Below are 13122 nucleotides of genomic sequence, written 5' to 3' on the forward strand. Positions count from 1 at the left end.
GACGCGCAGCTACCTAGCGGTAACAAGCCACGGCATGCGAAATTCCGCCATGCCACCGGCCGGCGGCTGTCCCCCACCGCTCCGCGTACATCGCCGTACGCACACCGCAGGAGTACAGCCATGCCTTCGTCCCCTCACCGTGCGCTGCGCGGGTCGCTCGTGCTGTGCCTCGCCGCCGCGCTCTCCGCGCTGGCCCCCTCCCCCGCCGCCGCCTCGCCCGGCTCCGGCCCGACCGCCGTCGTCGCCATGGGCGACAGCTACATCTCCGGCGAGGCGGGCCGCTGGCAGGGCAACAGCCTCACCACCAGCGGCAGCCGCAACGGCACCGACCGCGCCTGGACCGGCAGCGCCTACGACCCCTCGCGCGTCTACGGCAGCACGGCGGCCAACGGCTGTCACCGCTCGGACACCGCCGAGGTCAAGAGCGCCGGACCGATCGCCTCCGCCCTGGTCAACCTGGCCTGCTCCGGAGCGACCACCGACAACGTCTTCCGCTCCACCCACGGCGGTGTGGCCTACAAGGGCGAGGCCCCGCAGGCCGACCAGCTCGCGTCCGTCGCCGCCACGCACGACGTGAAGCTGATCGCGCTGTCCATCGGCGGCAACGACCTCGGCTTCGCCGACATCATCACCACCTGCGCCACCGACTACATCGTCTGGTACTCCTACTGCCACGACGACCAGCAGGCCGAGGTCGACGCGAAGATCGACGGCGTGATGGCCGACGTCGGCAAGGCGATAGACGAGATCCGGGCCGTGATGACCGGTGCGGGCTACGCCTCCGGCGACTACCGGATCGTGCTCCAGTCGTACCCCTCCCCCATCCCCCGGGCCACCGAGAACCGCTACTCCGAGAGCGGCTGGAGCCGGACCAACACCGGCGGCTGCCCGTTCTGGGACAAGGACTCCGACTGGGCGCGCGACTCGCTCGTGCCGCAGATCGCGAACCGCCTGAAGGGCGTCGCGGCGGCCAAGGGGGCGCAGTTCATGGATCTGCGCGACATGCTGCAGGGGCGTGAGGTGTGCGCCAAGGCCAGCAAGCAGGTGAGCGCGACCGTGCCCGCGTCGGCGGCGACGAGCGAATGGGCCCGCTGGATCGACCAGAACCAGACCCAGGGCCCGCTCCAGGAGAACATGCACCCCAACGCCTACGGGCAGGCGGCGCTCGGCCGCTGCCTCGCGCTGGTCCACCAGCGCACCGGCGGCAACGTCAGCTGCCGCAACACCGCGGGCACGGGCGCGTCGGGGATGTACCTCACGGCAGGCTGATGCCGAGGGGACCCAGGACCCTGGCGGTCTCGTGCGGGTCGGCGTCCGTCATCGCGCGGACCAGGGCCGCCGAGCCGCCCGGCCAGGCCGCCGCGGCCGCGTCGAAGGCGGCCCGCCGGGACTCCAGCGGGCCCCGCTTGCCGGGCAGCTGGTCGAGGACGTGGAGGGCCCGGGCGGCCCGGGGCACCGCCTCCGGGTCGACCGTCTCCCCGCGGGCCCGCAGCTCCTCGGCCGCCCGCGCGCCGGTCACCGGGTCGGTGAGGGCCTCGCGCAGCGCCGCGACCGGGGCGCCGGACCAGTCGAGGACGCCGAGCAGCGCACGGGTGGCGGCGGCGTCGGCCGTACCCGCGTGGACGCTTCCCACCGCGCCGAGCAGCGCGGTCCAGGCGGCGTCGCCGTGGCCACGCAGCCAGTCGGCGAGGACCCGGGCCGCGACGGCCGGGGGCCAGCCCTGGGCGGCGGCCACGAGGGTGGGCGCGTCCCAGGCGCGCGTCTCGGCGCCGTCGGGCACGGCGACCCCGCGTACCGCGAGGAGGTAGCGGACGACGGCGGCACCGTGCGGGGTCAGACCGAAGGCGTCGCCGCTGCGGAAGACGAGTCCGGTCGCGGCCAGCCGGTCGACGACGGCGGCGAGCGCGTGCGCGGGCCGGTCGATCCGGGCCCGGTCGGTGTCGTTGGTGCCGGGCGCGCCGAGCAGCCGGGCGAGTTCACCGGCGGTCGGAGTGGTGTACGCCGGGGAGGCCGGCGGTGGTACGCGGACGGGGGCGTCCTCCAGGGCCGGGTCCACCGTCCAGTCCTCGAACTCGGCGGCCCTGCGGGCGACGGACTCGGCGGAGCAGCCGCGCTGGTAGAGGGTGTAGAGGAGGTGCGCGGCCTCGCCGCCGTACGCCCCGGTGTCGGGGTCGGCCTCGGCGAGGGCGTCGACGGCGGCGGCGAGCAGATCGGCTTCGCGCTCCAGGTCCTGTTCCCGTTCCTGTTGCCGGGGCTGCGGGGGGTCGTGGTCCTGCGCGGCCTCGGGCTGTGGTGGCGGCAGCGGGACGGACGGCTCCCCGTAGTAGTCGAGGTGCTCGTCGAGCAGGGCGTCGGCGAGGGCGAGGTGGGGGAAGTCGTCCGGCCCGGGCGCGAGGTGCGCGTAGTCGCCGGCCAGCCCCTCGACGAGCCCGGCCGCCGTCCACCGGTCGAGCAGCGCGGCGGCGACGGCGCCGATGCCCTGGGCCACGTCGTGGTCGCTCAGGACCGGCCCGGCGGCCGGCGGCCGCTCGGCGTCCCGTACGTACGCCCGGGTCAGGACCTCGGCCAGGAGCACGTCGGCGAGGGCGGTGCGCCCCATCAGATCGGCACCGCGCACCCCGTCGGGCAGGGGCGGTGCCTCCAGCCCGCCCAGCCAGGTCCTCACGGCCTCGGCGTCCTCGGGGTCGGTGCCGTCGGCGCGCAGGAGCTGGGCGTACCAGCGGGGCCAGGTGAGGTTCCCGGGGTCGCGCATGGCCCGCTCGAAGTCGCCCGCGGCCTCGCCGATCACCCCTTCGACGCGCGTCCGCCGTTCTCCGTCGAACCGCCCGGCGAGCGCCCTCAGCACCGCCGGGTACAGGGCCAGCTCCTCGGGCGCCGCGCAGACGAAGGCGGGCAGGTCCTCCAGGAGCAGCCGCTTCGTCAGCTCGGGCGTCGGCTCCGGCACCCCGGCGGCGCGGTCCGCGCCGCGCAGGGCGAGCAGACCGAGGACGGCGTCCACGGCTCGGGCCGCTCCGGGGCCCCGGAACTCGGGGTTCGCCTCCAGGAAGGCGTCGAGTCCGGTGTTGGTGAGAACGATCTCGGCCACGCTTCCCAGCGTAGTTCCGGGCGGGGCGGGACGCTCAGACCGTGACGGCGGTGCGCGGGGCGGAGAAGTCGCCCCAGGTTCCGTCGGGGAGTCGGGCGCGGAGGGTGAGGGAGTGGCGGACGCCGGGGGTGGCGGGGACGGTCAGGGTGTAGCTGACGGCGCCGGGCGGGGGCTGGGCGCCCCAGACGATGGTGGTGGCGAAGCGGCCGTTCAGGTGGAGTTCGTACTCCTTGACGGGGGCGCCGGTGATGGGCGGGGTCCAGGTGAGGGTGATCGCGCCCTTGGTGGCGCGGGCGGTGACGTCGGTGGGGGCGGTGTTCGGCCGGGCGCCGGGGGCGGGGGTGGTGGTGAGGTCGGCGGGGTCGCTGTCCGGGGAGGAGTTCTCGGCGGCGTCGCGGGCGCGGACGGTGAAGGAGTAGGCGGTGCCGGGGCGCAGGCCGGTCAGGCGGGCGGTGGTGGCGGTGCCGGGAACGGTGTGGACGCGGGCGTCGGCCTGGTAGACGTCGTAGGCGGTCACCCGGGTGTCGTCGCGGGCGGGGCGCCAGGTGAGGGTGGCGCCGTCGCGGCCGGCCGGGGCGACGCGCAGGGCGGTGGGGCGGGTGGGGGGTGTGCGGTCCTCGGCGGTGGCGGCGAGGGTGGTGGCGGTGACGGCCGCGCTGTCCGGGGAGGTGTTGCCGGCGGCGTCGCGGGCGCGGACGGTGAAGGTGTGGGGGGTGGCGGGGGCGAGACCGGTGATGTCGGTCATGAGGGTGCCGGCGGGGAGGTCCTTCACCTTGCGGCCCTGGAGGTGGACGGCGTAGCCGGTGACGGCCCGGTCGTCGGTGGCGGCGCTCCACATGACGTGGACGGTGCTCGCGCTGCCGGCGGTGGCGGTGACGGCCGTGGGGACGGAGGGGGCGTGGGTGTCCTTGGCGGCTTCGGCGGCGCCGGAGCAGGCGGTGACGGCGGCGAGAAGGACCGGTGCGGTGAGGGTCAGCAGGCTTGCGGCGCGCGGGCGTTGCACGGGTTGCCTCCGTCCGGCCGGGTGGTCCGCGAAAGGTCTGGACCTGTATGACACAGGGATCGGCGGCGGGGCAAGAGGGCGGCGGGAGGGGACGGGGAGAGGGCGTTGTCAGTGGGGTGCGCTTCACTGGATTCATCACTCTCCGTAGTCGAATCTGGGGGAATCGTGACGGACCGTACGACATATGTGTCCCTGGCCGGGCTGCGCGGGCGCGGCTGGAGCGACGCCATGGTCAGCGAGCTGCTGGGCCAGGCCGACGTCCAGGGCCGCGACCCGCGACGCTGGTCGCCCGCCCCGGTGCGGCTCTATCTCCTCGCGCGCGTCGAGGCCGTGGAGCGCACCCCGGAGTTCACGGCGGGCCGGACCTCCGCCGGGACGGGTGTGGCCGCGGAGGGCCGCCGCCGTGCCGTCCTGGCGGCGATCCGGGCGGAGCCGATCGAGGTCCCGCGCCTGCCGGCACCGGAACTGGAGCGCCGTGCGGTCCGCCACCGCCATCTGCTCGGGGCGCGAGGGCCCGGCGGCATCACGGCGGGCGCGATGGTCCGCTGGCAGGTCGGCTACCTCCGCCACGCCCTCTCGCGCTACGAGTCCCTCCTCGACGACCTGTACGGCGACACCGGCCGCGCCGAGGCCGAACGGCTCCTCCGCCGCCGGCTGTACGAGGCGATCGCGGCCGCCTATCCGGCGCTGGCCCAGGAGTGCCGGCGCCGGATGGAGGTGGAGCGGTGAGCGGGTGGCGGTGGATGCGGGCCCTCTGGGAGCGAGCGGTGCCGCCGGCCTGCGGGCCTTTCGCGGCCGGGCGGCGCCCTCGCGGGGGTCAGCCCGGTGCGCCCGGCTCTGCCAGCAGCCGCAGCACCCGGCGGCAGGCGGCCGGGACGGGGGCGATGACCGGGAGGGCGAGGCGGGCCTGGAGGGCGGTGGCGGCGTCGCCGAGCGGGCCGCCACCGATGACGACGGCCTCGGCCCCGTCCCGTACGGCGCAGGCGCGGACGGCCGCTTCCAGGGCGGTGAGCAGCGAATCGGGGCGGGAGGCGAGGTGTTCGGGCGAGCCGGGCGTGAAGCGCGTGCCCGTGAACCGGTCGGCGAGGCCGAGCCGTGCGACCTGGGCGGCGATCGAGCCGGCCAGCCGCGGGGTGGTCGTGGCGATGCCGAAGCGCCGGCCACCGGCCGCGGCCTCGGCGAGGGCCGCCTCGCCGATCCCCACCACGGGCACGCCCGCCCGCCCGTGGCCCCCCACCGGATCGGACGCGCCGGCTTCCGCTCCCCGCGGCGACCGGGCCCGCAGTTCCGCCACGCCCGGGTCGCCGAAGGCTCCCACGATCAGGGCCGCGCAGTCGCCCGGGGCCAGGGCCTCGTGGGCGGCGGCCAGGACATGGGGGACGGCGGCGTGGAGGGCGGAGGGGGTGGTCAGCATCGGTGGGCCGTGCGGGGCCGTGACGCCCCGGACGGGGAGCCCCGCGTCGGACAGGGAGCGGCGGGCGATCGCCGTCATCAGGCGGGTCGTCGCCGTGGAGGTGTTGGGGTTGATCAGCACCACGACCGCGGCCCCGGGCCCCGCGAGGTGCGCGGGGGCCGGGGCGGCGGGGCGGAGCGGCGGGCGGCGGTGGCTCAGTGGACGTGCGCCGCCTTCGCCGTACGGGTCTCGGAGATCTCCTCGCCCGGCTCCATCGGAGCGGTCACCTCGTCGTCGTCCCGGCGCCGGCCGAGGTGGTTGAAGACGATGTTCAGCAGCACGGCGGCGACGCAGCCGGTGGAGATGCCGGAGTCCAGGATGATCTTCGCCGTCTCGGGGAAGGCGTGGTAGAACTCCGGCTTGGTGATCGGGATGATGCCGACCGCCAGCGAGACGGCCACGATCAGCACGTTGTTGTCCTTCTCCAGGCCGGCCTTGACCAGGGTCTGGATGCCGCTGGCGGCGACCGAGCCGAAGAGGACGACGCCCGCGCCGCCGAGCACCGGCCGGGGCACGACCGAGATCAGCGAGGCGGCCACCGGGGAGAGGCCCATCAGGACCAGGAAGCCACCACCGGCCGCGACCACGAAGCGGCTGCGGATCCGGGTCATGGCGACGAGGCCGATGTTCTGCGCGAAGGCGCTGCACATGAAGCCGTTGAAGAGCGGGCTGAGGGCCGAGCCGAGGGTGTCGGCGCGCAGACCGGCCGCGATGGTCTTCTCGTCGGCGGGCCGGTCGACGATCTCGCCGAGCGCCAGCATGTCGGCGGTCGACTCGGTCATGGAGACCAGCATGACCACGCACATGGAGATGATCGCGGCCAGGGCGAACTGCGGGGCGCCGAAGTGGAAGGGGGTCGGGAAGCCGACGATGTCGGCCTCCGTCACCGGGCTGAAGTCGGTGGCGCCGAACGGGATGGCGATGACGGTGCCGATGACGAGTCCGACCAGGACGGCGACCTGCTTGAGGAAGCCGCGGGTGAAGCGGCGCAGCAGCAGGACCACCACGAGGGTGATGCCGGCGAGCGAGAGATAGGTGGTCGAACCGTAGTCGTCGGCCTGCGGGTTGGGTCCTTGGGCCCAGCCGAAGGCGACCGGCAGCAGCGACACGCCGATGAGCGTGATCACGGAGCCGGTGACGACCGGCGGGAAGAACCGCACGAGGCGGGAGAACCAGGGGGCGGCTATGAAGCCGAGGAGTCCGGCGACGATGATCGCGCCGAAGATGACGGGGAGGGCGTCGGCCTTGTCCTTCGTCGTGTCGATGATGGCGAGCATCGGGGCGACGCCGGCGAAGGTGACGCCGTTGACGAACGGCAGGCGGGCGCCGATCTTCCAGACGCCGAGGGTCTGGAGGAAGGTGGCGAGTCCCGCGGTGAAGAGACTCGCTCCGGTGAGGAACGTCAGTTCGGTTCCGGAGAGGCCCACGGCCGCTCCGACGATCAGGGGCGGGGCCACGACTCCCGCGTACATGGCGGCCACGTGCTGCAGACCGCTGGTGAGCATCTTGATGGGCGGCAGCGTCTCGTCGACCGGATGCTTCTCGCGGTCTTCGGGAGCGGAGCCTTCGTCTGGTGCATTGCGAACCTGGGGCTTGGCGGCCACGGCGGTTCCTCCGGTCGGTTACACGTCGGCGGCGACGAGGATGTCAGGGAGGTGGTGCGATGCGGTGCGGGTGCGAGGGTGCGGCTCGTTGCTCGGGTGGTGCGGTGCGCCGGGCGGAGGGGTGCGGCGCGGTGACGGTACGTCCGGTGGGGTGGCGGACGTGGGTTCACCGTTCCGGGGGGTGCCGTACGACTGGTGCGTACGTACACCCCCCGGCCCGGCTGCCGTGCACCCCGCTCGGGTTCACGGCGACCGACCGAGGGCCGTCCCCCTCGGTCGGACTCCTTGGGGAGGATCAGGCCTGGGCCGCGATGCGGGCCAGGCGCTGGGCCTCCGTGCGCGCGTCGCGCGCGATCTCGTCCTCGTCGGCGGTGAGCAGTCGGTTGTTCTCGACGATCTGCCTGCCGTTGACGAAGGAGGCGGTGACCGGGGCCGCCGCGCCGAAGACGATGGCGGTGACCGGGTCGGCGATCGACGAGTGGCCGAGGCCGTCGATCTTCCAGAGGACGAAGTCGGCGAGCTTGCCCGGCTCCAGGGAGCCGATGCTGTCGGCGCGGCCGAGGACCTGCGCGCCGCCGTAGGTGCCGAGGCGCAGGGCCTGGCGGGCGTTGAGCGCGGCCTCGCGGTGGGCGCCGAGGCGGTTGATCAGCAGGGCGTTGCGCAGCTCGGTGTGGAGCTCGCCCGACTCGTTGGAGGCGGTGCCGTCGACGCCGAGGCCGACCGGCACGCCCGCCTTGAGCATGTCGGGTACGCGGGCGATGCCGGCGGCGAGGCGCGCGTTGGACGACGGACAGTGGGCCACGCCGGTCTTGGTGCGGGCGAAGGCCTCGATGTCGGAGTCGTTCATGTGGACGCAGTGCGCCATCCACACGTCCTCGCCGAGGAAGCCGGTGGACTCGAAGTAGTCCGTCGGGCCCATGCCGAACAGCTCGTGGCAGAACTTCTCCTCCTCCACGGTCTCCGAGCCGTGGGTGTGCATGCGCACGCCGAGCCGGCGGCCGAGGGCGGCGCCCTCGCGCAGCAGCTCGGTGGAGATGGAGAAGGGCGAGCAGGGGGCGACGGCGACCTGGGTCATCGCGTCGAAGGAGGCGTCGTGGAACTTCTTCACCGTCTCCTCGGTCGCGGCGAGCGCGCCCTCGGTGGTCTCGACGGCGAAGTCCGGCGGCAGGCCGCCGTCCTTCTCGCTGCGGTCCATGGAGCCGCGGGCGAGGGTGAAGCGGACGCCCATGTCGCGGGCGGCGCCGATGATGGCGCCGGACAGGTCGCCGGAGCCCTTCGGGAAGACGTAGTGGTGGTCCATCGCGGTGGTCACACCACCGCGGGCCATCATGGCGAGGGAGCCCTGCGCGGCGACGCGGACCATCTGCTCGTCGATCCGCGCCCACGTCGGGTAGAGCGCGACCAGCCAGTTGAAGAGGTTGTGGTCGGTCGCGAGACCCCGGGTGATCCACTGGTAGAAGTGGTGGTGGGTGTTGATCAGACCCGGCGTGATCAGATGGCCGGTGGCGTCGATCCGCCGGACCACGTTCTCGAGGCCCTCGGGCGCCTTGCCGGCGCCGATGGACTCGATCCTGTTGTCGGCGACGACCAGGTAGCCGGTGGCGTACTCGGTGTCGTTCGCGTCGACGGTCGCGATCGCCGCGTTCTCGATGACGATGCGCTGGGGGGCTGCCGAAGGTGCTGCCATGGCGGTGCTTCCTTCATTCCAGGGGAGACGGTCGGGCACGGCAGGACCCTAGGAGGATTTGAGTGCCGGAGCCGTGTGACGGCTCCGGGTGCCGAGATGATGGAAGAACAGGTTCAGCAGGACGGCGACGAGCGCGCCCGCGCTGATGCCGGAGCCGAGCACGGTCTGCGCCCAGGCGGGGAATCCGGCGTAGAAGGTGGGAGCGGCGAGCGGGATGATGCCGGCTCCCAGGGCGACGGCCACCAGGATGATGTTGGAGCTGTCGTCGAGGCCCGCTTCCGACAGGGTGCGGATGCCGCTGACGGCGATGGAGCCGAAGAGGACGATGCCCGCTCCGCCGAGGACCGGCATCGGGACGAGCGAGACGACCGCGCCGAGGACCGGGAAGGCGCCGAGGACCAGGAGGGCGCCGCCGGCGACGGCGACCACGTACCGGCTGCGCACCCGGGTCAGCGAGACGACGCCGACGTTCTGGGCGAAGGCCGAGGTGGGGAAGCCGCCGAAGACGGGGCCGAGGAGGGTGGCGATGCCGTCGGTGCGCAGGCCGCGGGTGATGGTCCGGCCGTCGCTGCGCCGCTCGCAGATCTCGCCGAGGGCGAGCATGCCGGCGCTGGACTCCGTCATCAGGACCAGCATCACGATGCACAGGGAGAGGATCGCCGCGGGCTGGAACTCGGGGGTGCCGAAGGCGAAGGGGGCGGGCAGCGCGGCGACCGGCGCCTCGCGCAGGGCGGTGAAGTCCGCCATGCCGAAGGGGATCGCGGCGAGCGTGCCGATGAACAGGCCGAGCAGCAGGGCGATCTGCTTGACGAATCCCTTGCCGAAGCGCTGGAAGAGCAGGATGACGACGAGGGTGAAGGCGGCGAGCGCCAGGTACTTCGTGGCACCGAAGTCGGCGGCGGTCTTGTCGCCGCCCTGGGCCCAGCCCACGGGGACGGGCATCAGGGTGACGCCGATGAGGGTGATCACGACGCCGGTGACCAGGGGCGGGAAGAAGCGCAGGAGCCGGCCGAAGAAGGGGCCGACGGCGAGGCAGAACACACCGGCGACCATGACCGCGCCGTAGATGGCGGGGAGCTGGTGGCCGGGGGCGCTGGTCTCGGCGATGGCCAGCATGGGCGCGATGCCGGCGGAGGAGGCGGCGTTGACGAACGGCAGCCGGTTTCCGGCGAAGCGGCCGAGGCCGAGGGTCTGCAGGATGGTGGCGCAGCCGGCGATGAGCAGGCTGGCGGCGATCAGCCGGGTCATTCCGGCGGCGTCCAGGCCGACGGCCTGGCCGATGATGAGCGGAGGGGTGACGACGCCGGCGTACATCGCGGCGATGTGCTGGAGTGCCGCGGGGACGAGCCGCGAGGCCGGGAGCTTCTCGTCCACGGGGTGGCAGGCGGCCGGGGTGGACGGCGGGGTGGGACACGGGCCTTCGGCGGTTGCCGGCCCCTGTGCAGGCTGTGCCATGGAGGTTCCCTCCGGTCTGGTGCACCGGCCCCGCCCGACTGCGGGCGGGCGGGGCCGGTGACTCAGTGCCGCTTAGAGGTTGGTCATGTCGACCGGGATCTGCGCCGTGGCGCCGTCCCGGAGGACGGTGGCCTCGATGAGGCCGTACATGCGGTCGGCGGCGTAGTAGACCTCGTTGTCGTTCTTCAGGCCGAAGGGCTCGAGGTCGACCAGGAAGTGGTGCTTGTTCGGCAGCGAGAAGCGGACCTCGTCGATCTCCGCGCGGTGGTTGATGATCCGCGTGGCCATCTGGTAGAGCGTCTGCTGCAGCGAGTACGAGTACGTCTCCGAGAAGGCCTCGAGCATGTGCCTCTTGGTCTGCTCGTAGGACCGCTCCCAGTTGGGCATGCGCTGGTCGTCGTCGGTCCAGTTGAACCGCCAGCGGCCCGACACCTGGGTGGCCAGGATGCGGTCGTACGCCTCCTGGAGGGTGGTGTACTTGTCCTTGATGTAGCCCCAGAACTCCGAGTTGGTGGAGTTCATGACGACGAGGTCCTTGAGGCCGGAGATGACCTCCCACTTCTCGCCGTCGTAGGTGATCTGGGAAACGCGGGTCTCCTGGCCCTTGCGGGCGAAGGAGTGGTTGACCTCGTCCGAGCCGATGAACTTGGAGTTGGCGTCGGAGCTGGCGATCCGCTCCCAGGCGTACTCCTCGATCCGGATCCGGGCCCGCTTGATCGGCTCCTGGCTCGTCACGAAGTGGCGGGCGAGGTGGATGCCGAACTGCTCGGCGGACTCGATGCCGTACTCCTTGGCGAACGCGAAGACGGTGTTCTTCGTCGTGTCGGTGGGGAGGCAGTTGGCGTTGGAGCCGGTGAGGTGGACGTCGTCGAGGTCACCGGAGAGGGCGACGGAGACGTTGAGGTCCTTGATGTGGTGGGTGGCGCCGTCGCGGGTGATCTTGACGACGCGGTTCTCTGCTTTGCCGTACTGGTTCTGGCCGAGAATCGTGGGCATGTCTGCTAGCTCCCTCGGTAAACGGAGTAGCCGAACGGGTTGAGCAGCAGCGGTACGTGGTAGTGCTCGCCCGGCACGACGGCGAACGTGATCGCCACCTCCGGGAAGAACGCGACCGGAGCACCACTGTCCCGATTCGCGGGGGCGTCCTGCTGCGCCTCGGCTTGCTTGTTCTGCTTGCTCAGGAAGTACGCCTCGGTCTGGAAGTCGAGCCGTACGTGGGTCGTGCCCTCCGGCAGGGCCGGGAGGTCCTTGCAGCGCCCGTCCGCGTCGGTGGCGGATCCGCCCAGGGCGACCCAGTCGGCGTCGGAGCCGGCGCGGGCCGCGAGCGTGATGGCCACGCCCTCGGCCGGCCGGCCGACGCTGGTGTCCAGGATGTGGGTGGACACCGAGGCGGTGGTGTCGGTGCTCATCAGTTCTCTTCCTCGGTCTCTACGAGACGGGTCAGACGGATGCGGTTGATCTTGCCCAGTTCGGTGCGGACGATCTCCCGCTCCTGCTCGGGCGAGTTCTCGATCCTGATCCGGAGGGCGTCGCGCATCTGCTCGCCGGTCCTGCCGGTGGCGCAGATGAGGAAGACATGACCGAACTTGTCCTGGTAGGCCAGGTTGAGTTCGAGCATCTCGGCCTTGAGCTCCTCGGAGGCGCCGGCCATCCCGCTCTGCTCGCGGGAGGAGGTCGGGTCCCCTGCCTTCGGACGACCGATCGGCGGGTGGCCCGCCATCGCCTCGGCCAGGTCCTCGGCGGTGAGCTCGGCCATGGCGGCGTCACTGGCGAGGAAGAGGGCTTCGGCGCTGGCAAACGGGCGCTGGGCGAGAATCTTGCTCCCCCACGCCGAGCTGGAGCACACCTCGTGGAGCGCGGCGAGGGCGTCGCCCTCCGCCGAGGTGTTGAACCGGGTGAGGCCCGGTGTCGTACCTGAAGTCACGGGAAGCCTCCGTGGCTGTTTTTCGCTGTGCGTCGGACGGGCTGCGGATAGCTAACGCCCTCCGCAACACCACGTCAACACTTTGTTGAAAACTCGGCCACACAAAAGCCGTCGTCCCGACATCTGGACGACGGCTTCCGGTACTGATTGATCAACTAGCTGTCCTTCGGGGCTTTTTCCCTGTTCAGGGCGGTCTCCCGGTTCAGATAGTTGTACACGGTGAAGCGGCTGACCCCCAGGGCGCCGGCCACCGTCTCCACCCCATGGCGAACCGAGAAGGCACCCCGTGCCTCCAGGATCCGGACCACTTCCTGCTTGCTCTTGCGGTCGAGCTCGGCGAGCGGCATCCCGTGCCGCCGTTCCATGGCGGCCAGAATGTGGTCGAGGGATTCGGACAGCTGCGGCAGCCGCACCGCGAGCACGTCCTCGCCCTCCCAGGCGAGGACGACGTCGTCCGTCTCGGCCTGCTCCGGGCCGAGCAGCTCGGCGCCCATCGCGTCGACCAGCGGCTTCACCGCGGCGACCAGGGGATGCTCGGTCACTTCGCCCCCTCGTCGGTCACGTCGCCGCCACCGGCGCCGATCACGTTGACCTGGAGCGAGACCCGGGTGGCGCCGGCCGCCAGGGACCGCCGCAGCAGCGCGTCCACCGCCGTCAGCACCTCGTCCGCGCCCCCCTCCGCCGTGTTGCCGAAGGGTCCCACGTCGACCGCGTCCAGTTCGGCCGACTGGATGACCTCACGAGCCACGACCGCGTGCGCCGGGGCCTCGTCGAGGTCGAACGGCTCGGTCGTGAACTCCACTCTCAAACGCACCATGCCCCCACGCTACGGGCCGTTCGGCGGCTACGGGAGCCCCGGACCTGCGGGGACCTCTTGACAAGAGCGGCGCTCCGCTTGCAACATTCCGTCA

General features: G+C 72.5%; 13 protein-coding genes. 2 read left to right on the forward strand and 11 right to left on the reverse strand.

All coding sequences use genetic code 11. The annotated features are described in order from the left end of the window. The first annotated feature begins 120 nt into the window (after positions 1–120). The gene (locus tag ACFY7C_RS06485; RefSeq protein ID WP_389644628.1) at positions 121–1269 is read left to right on the forward strand and encodes a GDSL-type esterase/lipase family protein; all 1149 of its coding nucleotides are present in this window, start codon (positions 121–123) and stop codon (positions 1267–1269) included. Here ACFY7C_RS06485 and ACFY7C_RS06490 read toward each other — a convergent pair. After that, positions 1256–3085 carry a hypothetical protein gene (locus tag ACFY7C_RS06490; RefSeq protein WP_389644631.1) on the reverse strand — a complete coding sequence of 610 codons (1830 nt, stop codon included), beginning with the start codon at positions 3083–3085 and terminating at the stop codon, positions 1256–1258. The two genes, ACFY7C_RS06485 and ACFY7C_RS06490, sit on opposite strands and share 14 nt — an antisense overlap. Positions 3086–3119: 34 nt before the next feature. After that, positions 3120–4088, reverse strand: coding sequence for a fibronectin type III domain-containing protein (locus ACFY7C_RS06495; RefSeq protein ID WP_389644634.1), 969 nt, complete (start codon positions 4086–4088; stop codon positions 3120–3122). Positions 4089–4253: 165 nt separating this feature from the next. On the opposite strand from ACFY7C_RS06495, the gene ACFY7C_RS06500 reads away from it, so the two are divergent. Then, positions 4254–4817 (forward strand): hypothetical protein, encoded by a 564-nt coding sequence (locus ACFY7C_RS06500; RefSeq protein ID WP_389644637.1) that lies wholly within the window; start codon positions 4254–4256, stop codon positions 4815–4817. Between the two features lie 88 nt (positions 4818–4905). Here the strand turns inward: ACFY7C_RS06500 and ACFY7C_RS06505 are convergent, their stop codons facing one another. The 9 genes from ACFY7C_RS06505 to ACFY7C_RS06545 all read right to left on the reverse strand — a co-directional run bounded on the left by ACFY7C_RS06505 (position 4906) and on the right by ACFY7C_RS06545 (position 13025). Beyond that, positions 4906–5625, reverse strand: coding sequence for an aspartate/glutamate racemase family protein (locus tag ACFY7C_RS06505; RefSeq protein ID WP_389644640.1), 720 nt, complete (start codon positions 5623–5625; stop codon positions 4906–4908). Between the two features lie 71 nt (positions 5626–5696). Continuing rightward, positions 5697–7046: a nucleobase:cation symporter-2 family protein gene (locus ACFY7C_RS06510; protein ID WP_389646009.1), complete on the reverse strand. Its 1350-nt coding sequence runs from the start codon at positions 7044–7046 to the stop codon at positions 5697–5699. 394 nt (positions 7047–7440) lie between these two features. Continuing rightward, a complete protein-coding gene (locus tag ACFY7C_RS06515) occupies positions 7441–8832 on the reverse strand; it encodes an 8-oxoguanine deaminase (protein WP_389644643.1) in 1392 nt (463 codons plus the stop codon). A 48-nt stretch (positions 8833–8880) separates the two neighbouring features. After that, positions 8881–10287: a nucleobase:cation symporter-2 family protein gene (locus tag ACFY7C_RS06520; protein ID WP_389644646.1), complete on the reverse strand. Its 1407-nt coding sequence runs from the start codon at positions 10285–10287 to the stop codon at positions 8881–8883. A gap of 72 nt (positions 10288–10359) precedes the next feature. Continuing rightward, entirely contained in the window at positions 10360–11283 is a 924-nt protein-coding gene (gene pucL, locus ACFY7C_RS06525; RefSeq protein ID WP_389644648.1) for a factor-independent urate hydroxylase, read from the reverse strand. 5 nt (positions 11284–11288) lie between these two features. Further along, positions 11289–11696, reverse strand: coding sequence for a hydroxyisourate hydrolase (gene uraH / locus ACFY7C_RS06530; RefSeq protein ID WP_389644651.1), 408 nt, complete (start codon positions 11694–11696; stop codon positions 11289–11291). After that, entirely contained in the window at positions 11696–12211 is a 516-nt protein-coding gene (gene uraD / locus ACFY7C_RS06535; RefSeq protein WP_389644654.1) for a 2-oxo-4-hydroxy-4-carboxy-5-ureidoimidazoline decarboxylase, read from the reverse strand. Before uraD ends, uraH begins: the two co-directional genes overlap by 1 nt. Positions 12212–12366: 155 nt before the next feature. Continuing rightward, positions 12367–12705 carry a helix-turn-helix domain-containing protein gene (locus tag ACFY7C_RS06540; RefSeq protein ID WP_389646012.1) on the reverse strand — a complete coding sequence of 113 codons (339 nt, stop codon included), beginning with the start codon at positions 12703–12705 and terminating at the stop codon, positions 12367–12369. 44 nt (positions 12706–12749) lie between these two features. After that, positions 12750–13025 (reverse strand): hypothetical protein, encoded by a 276-nt coding sequence (locus ACFY7C_RS06545; protein WP_389646015.1) that lies wholly within the window; start codon positions 13023–13025, stop codon positions 12750–12752. Positions 13026–13122 lie beyond the last annotated feature (97 nt).

Origin of the sequence: Streptomyces sp. NPDC012769 (assembly GCF_042901205.1) — a bacterium.
Lineage (GTDB): Bacteria > Actinomycetota > Actinomycetes > Streptomycetales > Streptomycetaceae > Streptomyces.

What these genes read in the sequence shown, in the direction of transcription:
- ACFY7C_RS06540 (WP_389646012.1), bottom strand. Translation starts at nt 12,705, where the DNA reads ATGGGCGCCGAGCTGCTCGGCCCGGAGCAGGCCGAGACGGACGACGTC.
- ACFY7C_RS06515 (WP_389644643.1), bottom strand. Translation starts at nt 8,832, where the DNA reads ATGGCAGCACCTTCGGCAGCCCCCCAGCGCATCGTCATCGAGAACGCG.
- pucL (WP_389644648.1), bottom strand. Translation starts at nt 11,283, where the DNA reads ATGCCCACGATTCTCGGCCAGAACCAGTACGGCAAAGCAGAGAACCGC.
- ACFY7C_RS06485 (WP_389644628.1), top strand. Translation starts at nt 121, where the DNA reads ATGCCTTCGTCCCCTCACCGTGCGCTGCGCGGGTCGCTCGTGCTGTGC.
- ACFY7C_RS06520 (WP_389644646.1), bottom strand. Translation starts at nt 10,287, where the DNA reads ATGGCACAGCCTGCACAGGGGCCGGCAACCGCCGAAGGCCCGTGTCCC.
- uraH (WP_389644651.1), bottom strand. Translation starts at nt 11,696, where the DNA reads ATGAGCACCGACACCACCGCCTCGGTGTCCACCCACATCCTGGACACC.
- ACFY7C_RS06510 (WP_389646009.1), bottom strand. Translation starts at nt 7,046, where the DNA reads ATGCTCACCAGCGGTCTGCAGCACGTGGCCGCCATGTACGCGGGAGTC.